The organism is Streptomyces sp. TLI_105 (assembly GCF_900105415.1).
In the GTDB taxonomy this organism is placed as follows: Bacteria; Actinomycetota; Actinomycetes; order Streptomycetales; family Streptomycetaceae; genus Streptomyces.
In genome coordinates, this window is the sequence record NZ_FNSM01000001.1 from 7355798 (window position 1) to 7369709 (window position 13912).

The 13912-nt window shown below is 71.5% G+C and carries 13 protein-coding genes and 1 pseudogene; 8 read left to right on the forward strand and 6 right to left on the reverse strand.

The genetic code is table 11. The features are described 5' to 3' along the window. Positions 1 to 123 precede the first annotated feature (123 nt). From BLW86_RS33570 to BLW86_RS43460, 6 genes and pseudogenes are all read left to right on the forward strand, one after another. Complete coding sequence (locus BLW86_RS33570; protein WP_177181825.1) at positions 124 to 4413, forward strand: AAA family ATPase; 4290 nt, start codon at positions 124 to 126, stop codon at positions 4411 to 4413. Then, positions 4410 to 5792 carry an esterase/lipase family protein gene (locus BLW86_RS33575; protein WP_093877503.1) on the forward strand — a complete coding sequence of 461 codons (1383 nt, stop codon included), beginning with the start codon at positions 4410 to 4412 and terminating at the stop codon, positions 5790 to 5792. The genes BLW86_RS33570 and BLW86_RS33575 overlap by 4 nt, the downstream gene beginning before the upstream one ends. 101 nt (positions 5793 to 5893) lie before the next feature. After that, entirely contained in the window at positions 5894 to 6049 is a 156-nt protein-coding gene (locus BLW86_RS42225; protein WP_177181485.1) for a hypothetical protein, read from the forward strand. Between the two features lie 49 nt (positions 6050 to 6098). After that, positions 6099 to 6239, forward strand: a pseudogene (locus tag BLW86_RS42655) (IS5/IS1182 family transposase); the annotation flags it as partial. A 90-nt stretch (positions 6240 to 6329) separates the two neighbouring features. Further along, positions 6330 to 6575 carry a hypothetical protein gene (locus BLW86_RS33580; RefSeq protein WP_093877504.1) on the forward strand — a complete coding sequence of 82 codons (246 nt, stop codon included), beginning with the start codon at positions 6330 to 6332 and terminating at the stop codon, positions 6573 to 6575. A 212-nt stretch (positions 6576 to 6787) separates the two neighbouring features. After that, positions 6788 to 6988: a hypothetical protein gene (locus BLW86_RS43460; RefSeq protein WP_256341507.1), complete on the forward strand. Its 201-nt coding sequence runs from the start codon at positions 6788 to 6790 to the stop codon at positions 6986 to 6988. Between the two features lie 184 nt (positions 6989 to 7172). Here BLW86_RS43460 and BLW86_RS33590 read toward each other — a convergent pair whose 3' ends face one another. After that, a complete protein-coding gene (locus BLW86_RS33590; protein ID WP_093877505.1) occupies positions 7173 to 7388 on the reverse strand; it encodes a hypothetical protein in 216 nt (71 codons plus the stop codon). A 94-nt stretch (positions 7389 to 7482) separates the two neighbouring features. Here BLW86_RS33590 and BLW86_RS33595 point away from each other — a divergent pair, with 94 nt between their 5' ends. Both BLW86_RS33595 and BLW86_RS33600 read left to right on the forward strand, forming a co-directional pair. Continuing rightward, positions 7483 to 8541 carry an ISAs1 family transposase gene (locus BLW86_RS33595; protein ID WP_256341508.1) on the forward strand — a complete coding sequence of 353 codons (1059 nt, stop codon included), beginning with the start codon at positions 7483 to 7485 and terminating at the stop codon, positions 8539 to 8541. 82 nt (positions 8542 to 8623) lie between these two features. Next, complete coding sequence (locus BLW86_RS33600) at positions 8624 to 9682, forward strand: magnesium and cobalt transport protein CorA (RefSeq protein WP_093877506.1); 1059 nt, start codon at positions 8624 to 8626, stop codon at positions 9680 to 9682. Between the two features lie 245 nt (positions 9683 to 9927). Here the strand turns inward: BLW86_RS33600 and BLW86_RS42230 are convergent, their stop codons facing one another. The 5 genes from BLW86_RS42230 to BLW86_RS33620 form a co-directional block, all read right to left on the reverse strand. Next, the gene (locus tag BLW86_RS42230) at positions 9928 to 10068 is read right to left on the reverse strand and encodes a hypothetical protein (RefSeq protein WP_177181826.1); all 141 of its coding nucleotides are present in this window, start codon (positions 10066 to 10068) and stop codon (positions 9928 to 9930) included. A gap of 179 nt (positions 10069 to 10247) precedes the next feature. Continuing rightward, positions 10248 to 11489: an ABC transporter permease gene (locus BLW86_RS33605; protein WP_093877507.1), complete on the reverse strand. Its 1242-nt coding sequence runs from the start codon at positions 11487 to 11489 to the stop codon at positions 10248 to 10250. Then, positions 11489 to 12250, reverse strand: a complete 762-nt coding sequence (locus tag BLW86_RS33610) for an ABC transporter ATP-binding protein (protein WP_093877508.1) — start codon at positions 12248 to 12250, stop codon at positions 11489 to 11491. Before BLW86_RS33610 ends, BLW86_RS33605 begins: the two co-directional genes overlap by 1 nt. Next, positions 12247 to 13395 (reverse strand): peptidoglycan-binding protein, encoded by a 1149-nt coding sequence (locus tag BLW86_RS33615; RefSeq protein ID WP_093877509.1) that lies wholly within the window; start codon positions 13393 to 13395, stop codon positions 12247 to 12249. Before BLW86_RS33615 ends, BLW86_RS33610 begins: the two co-directional genes overlap by 4 nt. After that, entirely contained in the window at positions 13392 to 13889 is a 498-nt protein-coding gene (locus BLW86_RS33620; RefSeq protein ID WP_093877510.1) for a hypothetical protein, read from the reverse strand. Before BLW86_RS33620 ends, BLW86_RS33615 begins: the two co-directional genes overlap by 4 nt. Positions 13890 to 13912: the final 23 nt, after the last annotated feature.

Sequence of the window (13912 nt, forward strand, 5' to 3'; positions counted from 1 at the left end):
GAGCACTTACAGGGGCGCGACGGACTGGTCGCCACGGTGGTCGTCGACCGGTATCGCGGAGACGAGCGGGGAGTCAGGGACCGCCCTCTTCTGAGGGGAACGGCCGCACGCTTCGTCGAACAGATGCGGCGCCTCGGATTCAACCTGCCCGCGCAGGTCCTGACGAGTACGGACGGAGCGCCGCCCCCCTCTGCGGGGCGCGAACGGATCCACGCGTTCGTGGCGCGGCTCCGCCAGCAGGCGGCAAGACGGAAGGTCCTCTACTGGACGGGTCACGGCGAGGTCGTGGGGGACACCTTCTACCTGGCCTGCGAGGACAGTTACGAGGAGGGACGGTTCGACCCCCGCCGGGCCGTGACCGCTGAGGAACTGGTCGCCTGGCTCGCCGAGGACGCCACGGACACCTTGCTCGTCCTGGACGCGTGCTTCGCGGGGGAAGCGATACGGGCGGTGCGGGACAGGGTGGAGGACGTCCGGGGGCGGGCCCCGGGCCCCCGCACCGGGTTCGCCGTCGTCGCCACCGCCGAGTCCCGGCAGAAGGCCGTGGAAGGCCACTTCGTGGACTGTCTGGAGCAGGTGCTCTCGAACCCCGCCTTCCTCGTCCGCGAGAGCGAGCGGATCTTCTCCCGGGAGCGGCCCGCGGTCTTCTTCCAGCACCTCATGCTGGGCGTGGCGGACCGGATGGAGGAGCAGGCCCTTGACTGGCGCGAAGTGCACACCCTGGACCCCGCGTTCCTGGCCAACCCCTACTGTTCCCGACCCGGCGCCGCCCTGCGGTCGGAGGACGACGAGTCCTGGATCGGACGGGAGTTCCCGCACGACGAACTGCCGGTGTTCTCCGACTCGGGCGACAGGTGGCACCTGCGGGACTTCGCGGAACGGCAGCACGCCGTCACCGAGGTGGTCGACTGGCTGCGCACCCGGGAGACCGGGATGTACACGATCACGGGGGCGTCGGGAGCGGGCAAGTCCACCCTGCTGTCCTACGTGGCGCACCTGACGGACGAGAACTTCGTGGCCACCCTGGCCGAGGACCGCCGGCCGCGGAACCTGCCCGAACTGCGCTCGGTGAACGCGGCGGTCCACTGCCGGGGAAAGACCCTCTCCGCCCTCTGCCACGAACTGACGGAGCGCCTGCGCTCGCTGGGGCTCGGGAACACCGGAGCCGAACGGCCGTCACCATCCGCGTGTGTGGAGGAGATCGAGCGGCTCGCCGCACGCAAGGGCATCCTCACCCTGCTGTTCGACGGACTGGACGAGGCGGCGGCCGGTCACTCCTTCGACATCGCGAGAAGCCTGCTCAATCCGCTCGCGGCCCGGCCGCGCGTGCGGGTCGTGGTCGCTACCCGCCCGAACTCCCGCCGCAACCTCCCAGGCGATCCGTCTGCCGAGTCTCTGCTGGATGTCCTCCACTGCGTACAGCCGCTGGAGCTGGACCGGTCAGCCGGGGTCGAGCAGGACATCACCCGCCACGTCGAACGCCTCCTGGGGGAGGCGAACTCCCCCTATAACCTGCTGCCGGACGCGGTGCAGACCCGTGGTGCTGTTGCCCGGTACATCGCGGCCCGCAGCAACGGCCTCTTCCTCGTGGCCACCCTGTGGGCGCGCCGCCTCGTCCTCCTGCCCGAAGCAGTCGCGGAGCACCGGCTCGACCGGGAACTCCGCCCCGGCACGGCCGTCCTCGATCTCCTGCTCGCGGAGGAGCTCGACCGGATCGATCCGCAGGACCCCGGACGGGTCAGGGACTTCATGCGGGGCCTCGCGCTCGCGCAGGGCGTCGGGCTCCCCCAACCGGAAGTGTGGCTCGCCGTGACCAACGCGGTGCGGACCCCGGGCGGCAGGGAGTACGACCACGGGGATCTGCTGGACGTGGTCCGCAGGACCACCGGCGTGACGATCGCGGAGGACGACGAGTTCGGCACGCCGGTCTACCGCCTCCACCACCCCAGCTTCGGCGCGCACCTGCTGCACGGGGAGGCGGAGGTGAGACGTCGACACAGGGCCGTGGTCCGCGCCCTGACCCCCGGGTCACCCACGGACTGGCAGGGGGCGGAGCCCTACGTCATCCACTACCTGGCGGCGCACGCGGCCCTGGCCGGTGACGACGTCCTCGACGAACTGGTGGCCGACCACCACTTCCTGGTGGCCACCGCGCCCGACGTCCTGGAACCGCTGGTCGCCGCCCGGTCGGCGACGACCCCCCAGAGCACGCTGTATCTGCGCGTGGCCGACGACTTCCGCGGGAACCCGTCTCCGGCAGGACGGTGGGCGGTGCTGCGAGCCACCGCCCTGGCGATGTTCTCCGCCGAATTCCTGCAGGACGTACCGCGACCGCCGTCCGTGTTCTGGGAAGACGTGTGGAGCAGCGCCGAACGGCTCCCGCTGCGGCGGAGCCGGCCGGCCCCCTCGGGCGGTGCGTTGGCGGTGCACTGGGAGGAGGGCGACGGGACCGTCCACGTGGCTGGCGCCGGCGAGATCGTCTCGTGGACCGCGGACGGGCACCGGACGCTGACCAGGAACACGGGCCCGGCCACCTGGTCATCACCTCCCCAACAGCGGGGCCTCACGGTGTCGGGACAGGGCGAGAGCCGGGTGATCGCGACCCACGACAGCCAGTGCGTGCGGATCTGGCAGGGCGGTGGCAAGCACCCGGTCGAGGAGCTGCACTGGGGAGGGAAGACCAACGCCGTCGACTCGGTGTGCAACGGCCGGGACGTCTTCCTCGCCGTGGCTGACGGCATCGGCCTGTGGGTATGGCGGTGGGACAGCTCCTCGGCCTACGTCCGGGGCCGGATCAGACAGCCGCTCCACGCCCCCGGGCAGGTGAACTGCGTGGCGGCGGTCGTCCGCGACGGGCGCGTCGGCGTGCTCACGGGCGGGCCCGGGGGAGTGACCGTGCGGGAGGTGCGGGGACTCAGGCTGGGAAGGCCCGGACTCGAACACATGCGTTCCCTGACCGACGGCGCCGAAGTGATCGGCTCGCTGGCGGTGATGGCCACCGGGGAGGGTGCCGGGGCCGTGGTCGCGGCCCTTGACGGCCACACCCTCCGTGTCTGGCACATGGAGGACCTCTTCCATGGTGAGGCGGAACTGCGGTTCCGCGCCCGTACCGCGGGCCAGGTCGTGGCCCTCGGGCACGGCCCGTACGGCGTGCTGACCGCCGTACAGGAGAACACCCAGGCGCAGGTGTGGGACGAGTCGGGCAGGGAGCACGTGCCCCTGCCGTGCGACCACGGGCACAAGTCCCTGGCCTTCGACCCCTCGGGGAGCGGACGCCTCGCGGTCGCGGACGACACCCGGCTCCAGATCTGGGAGCCGCACACCCCCTTCGGAGCCGGGGGGACCGCCCGGGAACCCGTCAGGGGCCGCCTGGCCGAAAAGCCGCAGTTGCGGATGGCGCAGAGCTCCGACGGCACCATGCTCCTCGCCCGCTCGCAGGGCTCCGACGTACTGACGAGCCTGCACACTGCGGCCGGCCGGATCGTCGGCGGGCCGCGGCTCCCGCACCCGCACCAGGTGAGCGCGCTCGCCGTCACGAAGGCCGGTGACGGCTGGAAGGTCGTAGCGGCCGGGTACCGGCACGTGCTGCTGTGGAGCCTCGGGCCCGGTCTCGAACTCCTGGACACGGAGGAGTTCGACCTGCCGGGCGCGTACGACGTGGCGGCGTCCTCCCTCGACGTCTCCGTCACGGAGGAGGGCCGGACGCGCCTGATGTGGCCGTCCGGGCAGGAGGTCATCACGTGGGAGCGCGAGGGCCTCAGACGCGGCCCGTGGCGGGAAGGCCACACCTTCGTCCTGAGGGCCTCGGGCACCGTGCAGAAGCTGGAGCGAGTGGGAGTGCCCGGCGGGCCGTCCTGGCTCTCCCTATGGGGTGGCGACGCGGCCCGGGTGTGGAACCTCGACCGGCCGGACGCGCTGCCGGAACCGGTGCACTGCGCCGGGGCGAGGGCCGTCGCGACGGGAGTGCTCAGACGGGTCGTCCGGCCGGTTCCCCTGGTGGCCTACGCGACGAAGTACACAGTGGAGATCGTCCGGTGCGACAGCGGCGATGGGGTGTCGACCTCGCTGCCCGAGCAGCCCGGCGAACCGCTCGACGGGCTCACCTTCGCCGGACCGCCGGAGCTTCCCCTGCTCATCGGCTGGAGCCGGGGCTCCGGCCGCCTCCTGCTCTGGGACGTACGGCGGGAGCAGGCGCTGGAACCGATGGAGTCCCGCGGTTACCCAGTGGCGAACGTCGACTCCGTCTACGACGGCCACCACATCACGCTGATGATCCAGGGCATCGCGCAGAAGAGCATCCGCTGCGACCAGGTGGCCCTGCCCTGGCGCGTCGAGGAAGACGCGCCAGCGCCCCGGGTCGGCAGACAGCGCGGGCCGGCTTCCGCCCCGAGAAGAGAGGAGAGCGTCTCGTGAGGGACGACTTCGTCATCCTGGTCCCCGGCATCATGGGCACGGCCCTGACCCGGGACGGACTCGACGTCTGGGACCTGTCCCTCCAGACACTCGGCGGCTTCCTCGGGCCGAGGAGGACGAAGGAGGTGCTCAGGCTCCAGGAGGGCATCGGGAACGCCGACCCGGAACCGCCCCACGCCCTGGACGTGGGGCGCGTGATCCCCAGCGCCCGCCTGCTGCCCGGCCTGGTCTCTGACACCGGCTTTGCCGGGCTCCGGCAGAGCCTCGGGCTCACGGAGGAGCAGTTCGCCGTCTTCCCGTACGACTGGCGCCTCAGCAACCGCAACACGGCCGCGAAGCTGGAGCGGTTCGTCGACGAGCGGCTGGAGCGCTGGCGGACGACGGCCGACCCGGGACTCCATCCGGGCGCGTGCGACGCGAAGGTGGTCTTCGTGTGCCGCTCGATGGGCGGCCTTGTCGTGCGGTACTACACCGAGGTTCTCGGCGGATGGAGGAACACCCGGTCGGTCACGACGCTGGGCACGCCCTACTCGGGGAGCGTGAAGGCGCTGCGGTTCCTGACCGGCCGGGCGCGTTGGGTACCCGGACCGCTCAACGAGTGGGTCCGCGAGGTCTGTTCGACGTACCCCTCGCTGGGGCAGCTGATCCCGACGTACCGGATGGTGCTCGACCCCAAGGAGGGCAGGACCGAACTCACCCATCGAGCGTCGGTCGAGGGCATCGACCTCCGGACGATCGAGGATTCGTTCGCCTTCTTCAAAGAGATCAAGACGGCTGTCCGAGTCAACGACGAACAGTACGGACGGGACCGCTACGCCCTGCACGCCTTCGGCGGCGACAAGCACCGCACCGATCAGGCGGTGTCCTTCTCCGCGACGGGCAGGTTGACGTTCCACTCCGACTTCTCGGGATCCGCCGACCCCGACGACCGGTCCATCACGCCCCGTGGGGACGGCACGGTGGCGGCCTTCGCACAGATCCCGCCCGAGTGGGGCTCCCTGGGCCGTGCGCTGTGGCTGGACAGCAGGCACGCAGACCTCGTCAACGCCGAGGGGGCCGTCGAGCAACTCAGGCGCATCTGCCACGACATGCCGCTCGCCCGGCTGCTCAGCTCCGACCACCCCGTCGGCGTGGAACTGCCCGACGTCGCCGTGGCAGGCGAGCCGTTCGAGGTGTGGGCGACGGACGCCGACGCGGCCATGCAGCTGCGGGTGCGCCGCGTGGCCGAGGACGGCACGCACGGGGAGGACGTGGAGATGGCACCGTGCGGTGACGGCGCCTTCCGTGCCGAGCTGCAGTCCGAGCCCGGGCGGTGGACGGTGGAGGTCTACTCGCCGACGACCACGTACGTGTGCCGGGACGTGGTCCTGGTCCTGTGACCGCCCGCCGTCACGAGAGCATCGCCCCCTCAAGGCATACGAAGTCCCGTGCCGCTTCCCTGCTCCGGCCTGATCGGCGAGACACGGCGAGCCAGGCCCGGATGCTCCAGGCCATCGAGACCGCCGCCGCGCACGTCGCCTCCTACGGCCTGCCGCTCGCCTACGGCCTGCCGCTCAGGAGCCACGGCGGCATCCGGCTGGGCGGGATTCCGCCCACAGGACACAGAGCCGGACCGGCTCTGGTGGGAGCTGCGTGATGCGCACAGCCACGCCGCCGAGCAGCCGGCCACCCTCTGCTCCGCCTGGATCGAACGGACCATCTCCTGGTTCACCGGATACCGACGCCTGAGCCACCGCTACGAACGCAACCCCGCCAACTACCTGGCCTTTCTCGGCCTTGCCGCAGCCATCTGCTGCTACAAACGACGCGCCCGCCCCACCACATAGGACACGGTCCAAGACCGCGGCCTCCCGGGGCCACAAGAAGCTCAAGGCGTTCCTCGCCGAGCTGCTGGAAACCGAGAAAGGGGACAGCTGATGCTGGAAGACCTCCTCACCAAGCAGGTGCACTACCTGCGAGAACAGGCGGACCGGCATGACACCGACGACTTCATGGACCGGCTCGCCACCCGCATCGCAGAGGAGTCCCGCCGCCCCGCCCGCGTCTCCTACGCCGTCACCGACACACCGGCCCGTCCGGCGCCCCAGCTCCCGTCGCCGGCACCAGGCCCCAGCACCAGCACCACGCACCCGGGCGGCCCGACCCGGCCCGTCCACCGCTGAGTGCGCCGCCGCCCCACCCCTATCGTCACCTCCGACCCTGCCGCCTCCCAATTCGCCGTCCTCGCCTACATCCAGGTCCTGTGCGAGAACGTGCTGCGCTCCGACGACATCGACACCCTCGCCGACTTCGCCGCCGACTACGACGAAGCCGGCGCCCGCACCTTCGCCTGCCTCCTCTACAGCCTCGACCGCAGGGAGAGCGCTCTGTACTGGTGGAGGTTCGCCGCCGGCGCCGGAGACCCCCGGCCGCACACCTGCTCGCCGCGCACCACGCTGCCGTCGGGCAGAGCCCGGACGCACGGGTCTGGCGAGCGAGCGCGCAGGTGCTCGGCTTCACCGACCAGCACCGACGAAGAAGGCCCGGCGCCGACACCGTCGGCATCGGCTTCTACCTGCTCCAGCAGCAGATCTGACTGACCGAAGCCCGGGTCGGACGCAGGACGTGGGAAGGGCCCGCACCCCCAGGGCGGCGTCATTCTCGCGGAGTGCCCGGTTTGATCACGTGATGCCCAGGGCGGTGGCGTCGCGGGCGCGGTGGCGGAGGCCAGGGGCTATGTTGGTGCGGCCGGTGGGCCGGAGTGGCGGCGGGTCGGCCGGTCACGCCAGCAGTGGTGTGAGGGTGCTGCGCAGCTGGTCGTCGCTGATCTGTCCGGTGACAGCCTCATTCAGAAGGCCTGGACGGAACGCCGCGGACGCCAGTGTCCCCCCGGGCACCCCCAGCTCACGATCGAGCGCGGTCATCCCGTCCGGATCCCACAGACGCAGGACGCCGTCGAAGTCGCACAGGACAGCGTCGAAAGGTGGGTCGCTCATGGCCCCGATCCTGCCAGTTCGCCTCTGAGTAAAGGCAGGCAGGGCCGCGGGTGATCATGAAGTGTCGAATCCCTGATCCCCACGATGGAAGACCGTGCCTGCCGGCTCTTCCTCGCTCATCTCCGTCGGCTTGGGCCAACTCGCCTGTGTCGCCCCGGCGTCGCCCGCCGACCACCCAGGGCTCCTGGTCCGTCTGGCGACCGTTCCCGATCCACGCCGTGCCCGGGGTCGGCGCCACCCGCTGGTCTTCGTCCTGGCCCTGGCTGCCTGCGCGGTCCTGGCCGGGGCCACGTCCCTGGTGGCCATCGCGGAGTGGGCCGCCGACGCCCCGCCCGAACTGCTGACCCGCCTCGGCGGCACCTGCCGGGAACCGGACACCGGACCCGCCGCCCCGGCCGAGGCCACCGTGCGGCGCATCCTGCAGCGCATCGACGGCGACGCACTGGACACGGCGATCGGCGCCTGGCTCGCGGACCGCGCCCGCCGTGCCGAGCACGGCCAGGCGGAGGCGGCCGCTCCCGCGCTTGCCGTGGACGGCAAGACCGTGCGGGGCGCCTGGCGCGCCGACGGCACCCAGGTCCACCTGCTGGCCGCGATGAGCGGCCGCGGCCTGGTCCCTGCCCAGCGTGAAGTCGACGCGAAGACCAACGAAATCACCGTCTTTCGGCCCCTGCTCCAACCGCTGGACCTGGCCGGCTGGGTGGTCACCTTCGACGCGCTGCACAGCCAGGTCGAGCACGCCCGCTTCCTGGTGGAGGACGAGCAGGCGCACTACATCGCGGTGATCAAGGGCAACCAGCCAACCCTGCACCGGATGCTGAAGAACCTGCCCTGGCGGGACATGCCGCTGTTGGACAAGACCCGCGCCACCGCCCACGGCCGCGACGAGACCCGGCGCATGAAGACCGCCACCACAGCCAAGATCCCTTGCGGGCGGGCACTGGTGCGTCGTCGGAGCAGGTGGATCGCGACCTCTCGTACCGCTCAAGATGAGTGGCGTCAGCGCCGATCCTGCGCGAACAGGGAGCCGGGCAGCCGTTTGACCTGGTGCTTGTCCATTCACCTTGGCTCTGTGGCCCCTGCTGCACTCGAGCGTGCGGGACGGTCGGGCCCGACCGTCAGGACATTCCCGATGAGTCGGAGGAGCATCTAATGCTGTGAGGCCGGTACGGCGCGCGACGCCGCCGGTGGGCGAGAGGCGGCGCACGTCGGTCGGCCGTGAGGAGGAGGCGGCCATGATCGTCGACTGTGCGCACTACCGGGACGGGCGCCGGCAGCACGAGGGCGCGATGCCACTGGAGCAGGCGGCCGCGCACTGCAGGCAGGGCGGGTTCGTCTGGCTGGGCGTCTTCGAACCCGGTCCTGAGGAATTGACCCGGGTCCGTGAGGTCTTCGGACTGCACGAGCTCGCCGTCGAGGACGCCCGGAACTTCCACCTGCGGCCGAAGGCCGAGCAGTACGAGGACGGCACGGAACTGATCATCCTGCGCACGGCACGCTATGACGACGAGCGTGAGGAGATCGACACCGGCGAGATCAGCGTCTTCCTCGCCGAACACTTCGTGATCACCGTGCGCCAGGGCATCGCGAGCGAGCTGCACGAAGCCCGGAGCCGACTCGAGAGCCGGCCCGAACTGCTGAAGGCCGGCAGCGCCTCCACGCTGTGGGCGATCTTCGACCAGGTGGTCGACAGCTACGCGCCGGTCGTCGAGGAGCTGGAACGGGACATCGAGCAGATCGAGGCCACCGTGTTCTCCGGGGCGGTCGCCCCGACCGAGAGGATCTACTTCCTGCGCCGCGAGGCGACCGACTTCTACCGCGCCGTGCACCCGCTGCTCGCCGTGCTCGGTCGGCGCCTGCAGCCCGGCAAGTCGCCGCCCGCGCTCCATCCGTACATCCGCGACGTGCACGACCACCTTCTGCTGGTCAACGAGGAAGTCGCGGCCCAACGCGACCTCCTGACCACCGTCCTGGAAGCGAACATCGCGGTGATCTCCGTCGAACAGAACAAGATCAATCTGCGGCAGAGCGCCACGATGGAGCGCCTCACCATCCTCGCGAGCGTGTTTCTCCCGCTGTCCTTCGTGGTCGGCTTCTTCGGGCAGAACTTCGGCTGGCTCGTCGGCCACATCAGCGGCTTCACGACGTTCCTCGCCCTCACCGTCGCCGGACTGCTGTTGCCGTGTCTGATGCTCTACGTATGGCTGCGGCGACGGCGCCGCGCCCATCCGCCACCGTCGACGGCGGAGGTGACCAACACCGTCCAGCATGGAGCCGCATCCCCCACGGAGTGAGCACGCCACGGGCGGGGACCGGTCCGTCGACCGGCAGGGAAGCGCCATGGTGGTCCAGGGGCGGGCGAGGTCGCCGGCATCGATGTGCCCGACCGCTCGGGCGCGGCGGCCGTCGGTTCGGACGGCCCGCCTCGCCGGCGAGCATGCCGGTCGCGGCTTGCGTCGACCTCCCGGATCATCGCCGCCGCCGCGCCCGGACCCGGCACGACCGTCCTGGACATCGGTACGGGGACGGGCAACGGCGGCTACACCACCCGCCGACCTGTCCCCTGGGCGGAGAAGGAGATCTTCTCGTCCCACGGGCGGACGGACGTCGAGTCGGTCGCGGCCGACGGCCGCAGGCGGCGGCCTTCGAGCACGAGGTCGCCGCAGCGCGCATCCGGCACGGCGTGCTCGCATACGCGCTGGGGGCTACGACTTCACCGTCATCACCTGGCGCCATGCGGTCGCGCGGCCGGCCGTGACAGGCCGGTGGCCGCGCTTCGCGGAACCGAGGAACAGCATGGGGGACGGCGGTCCCGCGGCCGCCCGGTGCCGAGCCACCGGGCGGCCGCGGGACCGTCCGCTACGCCGTCGCGAGCGCCGAAGTCGGTGGCTGGCGGGCGGCGCGGACCGCCGGGTAGAGGCCCGCCACCGTGCCGATCGCGAGGGTGGCGACGAAGCCGGCACCGGCCGCCCAGGGCGGCACCACCCAGGGCAGTCCGGCCGTGGACGCGTACACGGCGGTGGCCGCCGCGCCCAGGGCGACGCCGGCGATGCCGCCGAGGCCCGACAGCATCAGGGATTCCGTGACGAACTGGATCCGGATCTGGCCCCGCGTCGCGCCGAGCGAGCGGCGCAGTCCGATCTCACGACGTCGTTCCAGGACGGAGATGATCATGGTGTTGGCGACGCCGACGCCGCCCACGAGCAGGGCGATCCCGCCGAGCCCGAGGAGCAGGGTGGAGAACGCCCCTTCCGTTGCCGCCTTCGCCTTGAGTGCCTCGGAAGGGTCGCTCACCGACACGTTCTGAGGGTTCTGCGGGTCGATCGTCGGCGCGAGGAGCTGCTGGACCTGGCGGACGGACGCGTCCGTGGACCGTTCGTACACCGTCGTGGGATGTCCGTCGAAGCCGAGCAGTCGTTGGGCGGCGTCCCAGCCGACCAGTGCCGAACGCTCGATCTCGGGGGCGAGCGGCAGGGGGGCGAGGATGCCGACGACGGTGAAGTACCGGTTGTGGATCCAGATCTGCCGGCCCGGCCGGTCGACGCCGAGCCGTTCGGCCGCGACGTTCCCGAGCACCACGGAGGGGTAGCGGCCGTTGGCGGCGTTCAGCCAGATGCCGGATGCCGTCGTGCCGCGCAGCACGTCGAGCAGTCCCTCCGTCGCCGCCTTCACCGCGAGGCCGCCGGTCTCTTCCTCCGGGATCATCTGCGATCGACGCACCGTGTGCTGCAGGTCCCCGGTCGCGCCGGCCTCCTCCACCCCCTCGATGCGGCCGACCATGCCGACGGCGTCCTCGGGCAGCTTCACCTCCTGTCCGCTGAACATCCCCTGGCCGGGTTTCGCGACCAGCATGTTCGTGCCCAGCGCGTCGAGCCGCTGGAGCAGTTGCGCCTGGCTGGAGGCCGAGACGCCCACCACCGCGATCATCGTCGCGATGCCGATGGCGATCCCGAGCGCCGACAGCACCACCCGCACGGGCCGGGTGCGCAGCCCGGCCGAGCCGACGTGCAGGACGTCGCGCGGGCCGAGCCGACGGGCTTTGAGCGCGACGGCTTCCCGGTCGGCAGCCCGGGGGGTCGTCCGCTTCCGCGTGCCGGGCATCAGACCACGACCTTTCCCCGGACCGAGTCCGCGACGACCTTGCCGTCGCGGATCCGGACCTGTCGCGGCAGGCGCCGGGCGATCTCGGTGTCGTGGGTGATGACCGCGATGGTCGCCCCCTCTTGGTGGAGGGCGTGCAGCAGTTCCATGACCGTCTCGCCGGACGCCGTGTCCAAAGCGCCGGTCGGCTCGTCGGCGAGCAGCAGGTCGGGCCGGCCGACGACCGCGCGGGCGATGGCGACGCGCTGCTTCTGACCACCGGACAACTCGTGCGGCCGGTGTCCGGTCCGGTCGGCGAGACCGACCCTGGCCAGTGCCTCGAGGGCCAGCTTGCGACGACGGGCCCGGGGCAGACCGGAGTAGAGCAGTCCCTCGGCGACGTTGTCCACGGCGGTGACGCCCGGCGACAGGTGGAAGGCCTGGAAGACGAAGCCGATGTGCCGGGCGCGCAGCGCGGAGAGCCGTCGGTCGGTGAGGGCGGCGACGTCGTGACCGGCGATCGCGACCGTACCGGCGGTCGGCCGGTCGAGGGTGCCGACGATGTGGAGCAGGGTCGACTTGCCGGAGCCCGAGGGGCCGACGATGCCGACGAGTTCGCCCTCGCCGATGGTGAGGTCGACGCCGTCGAGCGCGCGGACGCCCCCCGCGTACTCCTTGACGACGCCGCTGAGCTCCACGACCGGCACCCGGGCGGGGACGGGACCGTGGACCGGGCCCGGGGGCAGGCCGGGTCCCTCGACGGGTTCCAGGGTGCTGGTCATCGGGACGGCACCCCGACCTTCATGCCTTCGCGCAGCCCGGCGCCGCTGATCTCGACCCTGCCCTGTGCGAACATGCCGAGTTCCACCCTGATGTCCCGGGCCGCGCCGTTCTCGACGACCTGGACGCCGAATCCGCCGTCGGGGAGGGCGAGCAGGGCGTTGACGGGTACGGAGAGGACGTCCTGGCGGGTCTCGCCGGCGAGTTCGACGGTGACCGGCGACTGGTCGATGCCCTTGACCTCGTCGGGCCGGTCGAAGGAGACCGTGATGTCGATCTTCGGGGTCCTGTCCTGCGGGTCGTCCCCCGGCGTCGCGGTCCTGCCGACCGCCCTCACCTTCCCCGGCAGCCGCGTGCCGTCCGGGAGCGTGACCCGCACACGCGTCCCGGTCTTCGCCGATCCGGCCTCCGAGGCCGGCACCTGGAAGGTCACGACCCGTTCGGATCCGGTCACCGTGAGGACCGGGGAGCCCGGCGTGACCCGGTCGCCGGCGGCGATCCGGTCCCCGCCGCTCGATCCCGTACCCGAGCCGGAGCCTGCCTCCTTGACCCGTACCGCGCTGCCCGCGAAGGCGATCCGGTCCGGTCCGACGGTGCCGGTCTGCTTCAGGTCATGGGACTTCTGCCAGCGCTTGACCGCCGCGGCGGTCTTCGCCGTGTACTCCTCGTCGACGGCGAAGCCGGTGTACCCGAGTGCGGCGAGGTTCTCCTCCAGCTGCCGTACATCCGTGCCCTTGTCACCGGTCTTGAGGGTCCGGTACATGGGCTCGCCCCCGTACATCAGCCGGACGGCCTCGCCGTCGACCTCGTAGAGCCGCTCGTCCCGTTCGATGACGGAACCGGACGGAGCGAGCCAGGTGAGGGTGCCACCGGTCCCGCCCGCGTTGATCTTCCGTTCCCCCAGGTGACCGAGCGTGCCGTCCTGCTGGGAACTGTCCGTGAGATCGCCCCGGGTGACGGGGGTCGTGGCGGGCGGCAGCCCCTTGGCGCCGGGGTGACCGACGGGGGTCTTCTCCGGGGTCGCCAGGGCGGTGAAGGCGACGCCCCCGCCCGCGACGGCGACGACCGCGAGGAGGGCGAGCCCGAGCCGGCGCCGCCCCAGCGGCCGCCGCTGGTCCGTGTGCGGGTCCGACGGGCCGCCACTCATCGGGCCACGCCTTCGCACGCCTCGGCAGCCTTCTCGAACTTCTGCTTCTGCGCGCCCTGCGGTATCGGCAGAGCCTGCTGCGCTCCGCCGTCGAACTTCGGATCGGGCATGTCGAAGCCGTTCTCGCGCATGCACTTCGCGTACGCGAGCGCCTTGTCCTTGTCGGCCTGTGTCGGTTCCTTGCCGAATCCGGCGCCGCCGGCCTTGCTCGCACAGGCCTTGAACGCCTTCTCCATCTTCTCCTTCGACATGCTGTCGCCGCCGATGGTGAGCCCGGTGCCCTTCTCGCCCGGCTTGGGCTCGGGCACGTCGAGACCGTGTTCGCGCAGGCACTTGCGGTGCTCGAAGGCCTGGTCGGCCTTCTTGCCGTCCTCGCTCACGCTCCCGTCGGCCTTCCCGTCCGAGGCGGAGCCCGAGCAGGCAGTGGTGAAGAGGGCGAGGGCCGCGGCCAGGGAAGGGGCGGCGGCCGCCCGGATGATCCGTCGAATCGTCATGGCGGCGAGGGTGCCGCGAAGGG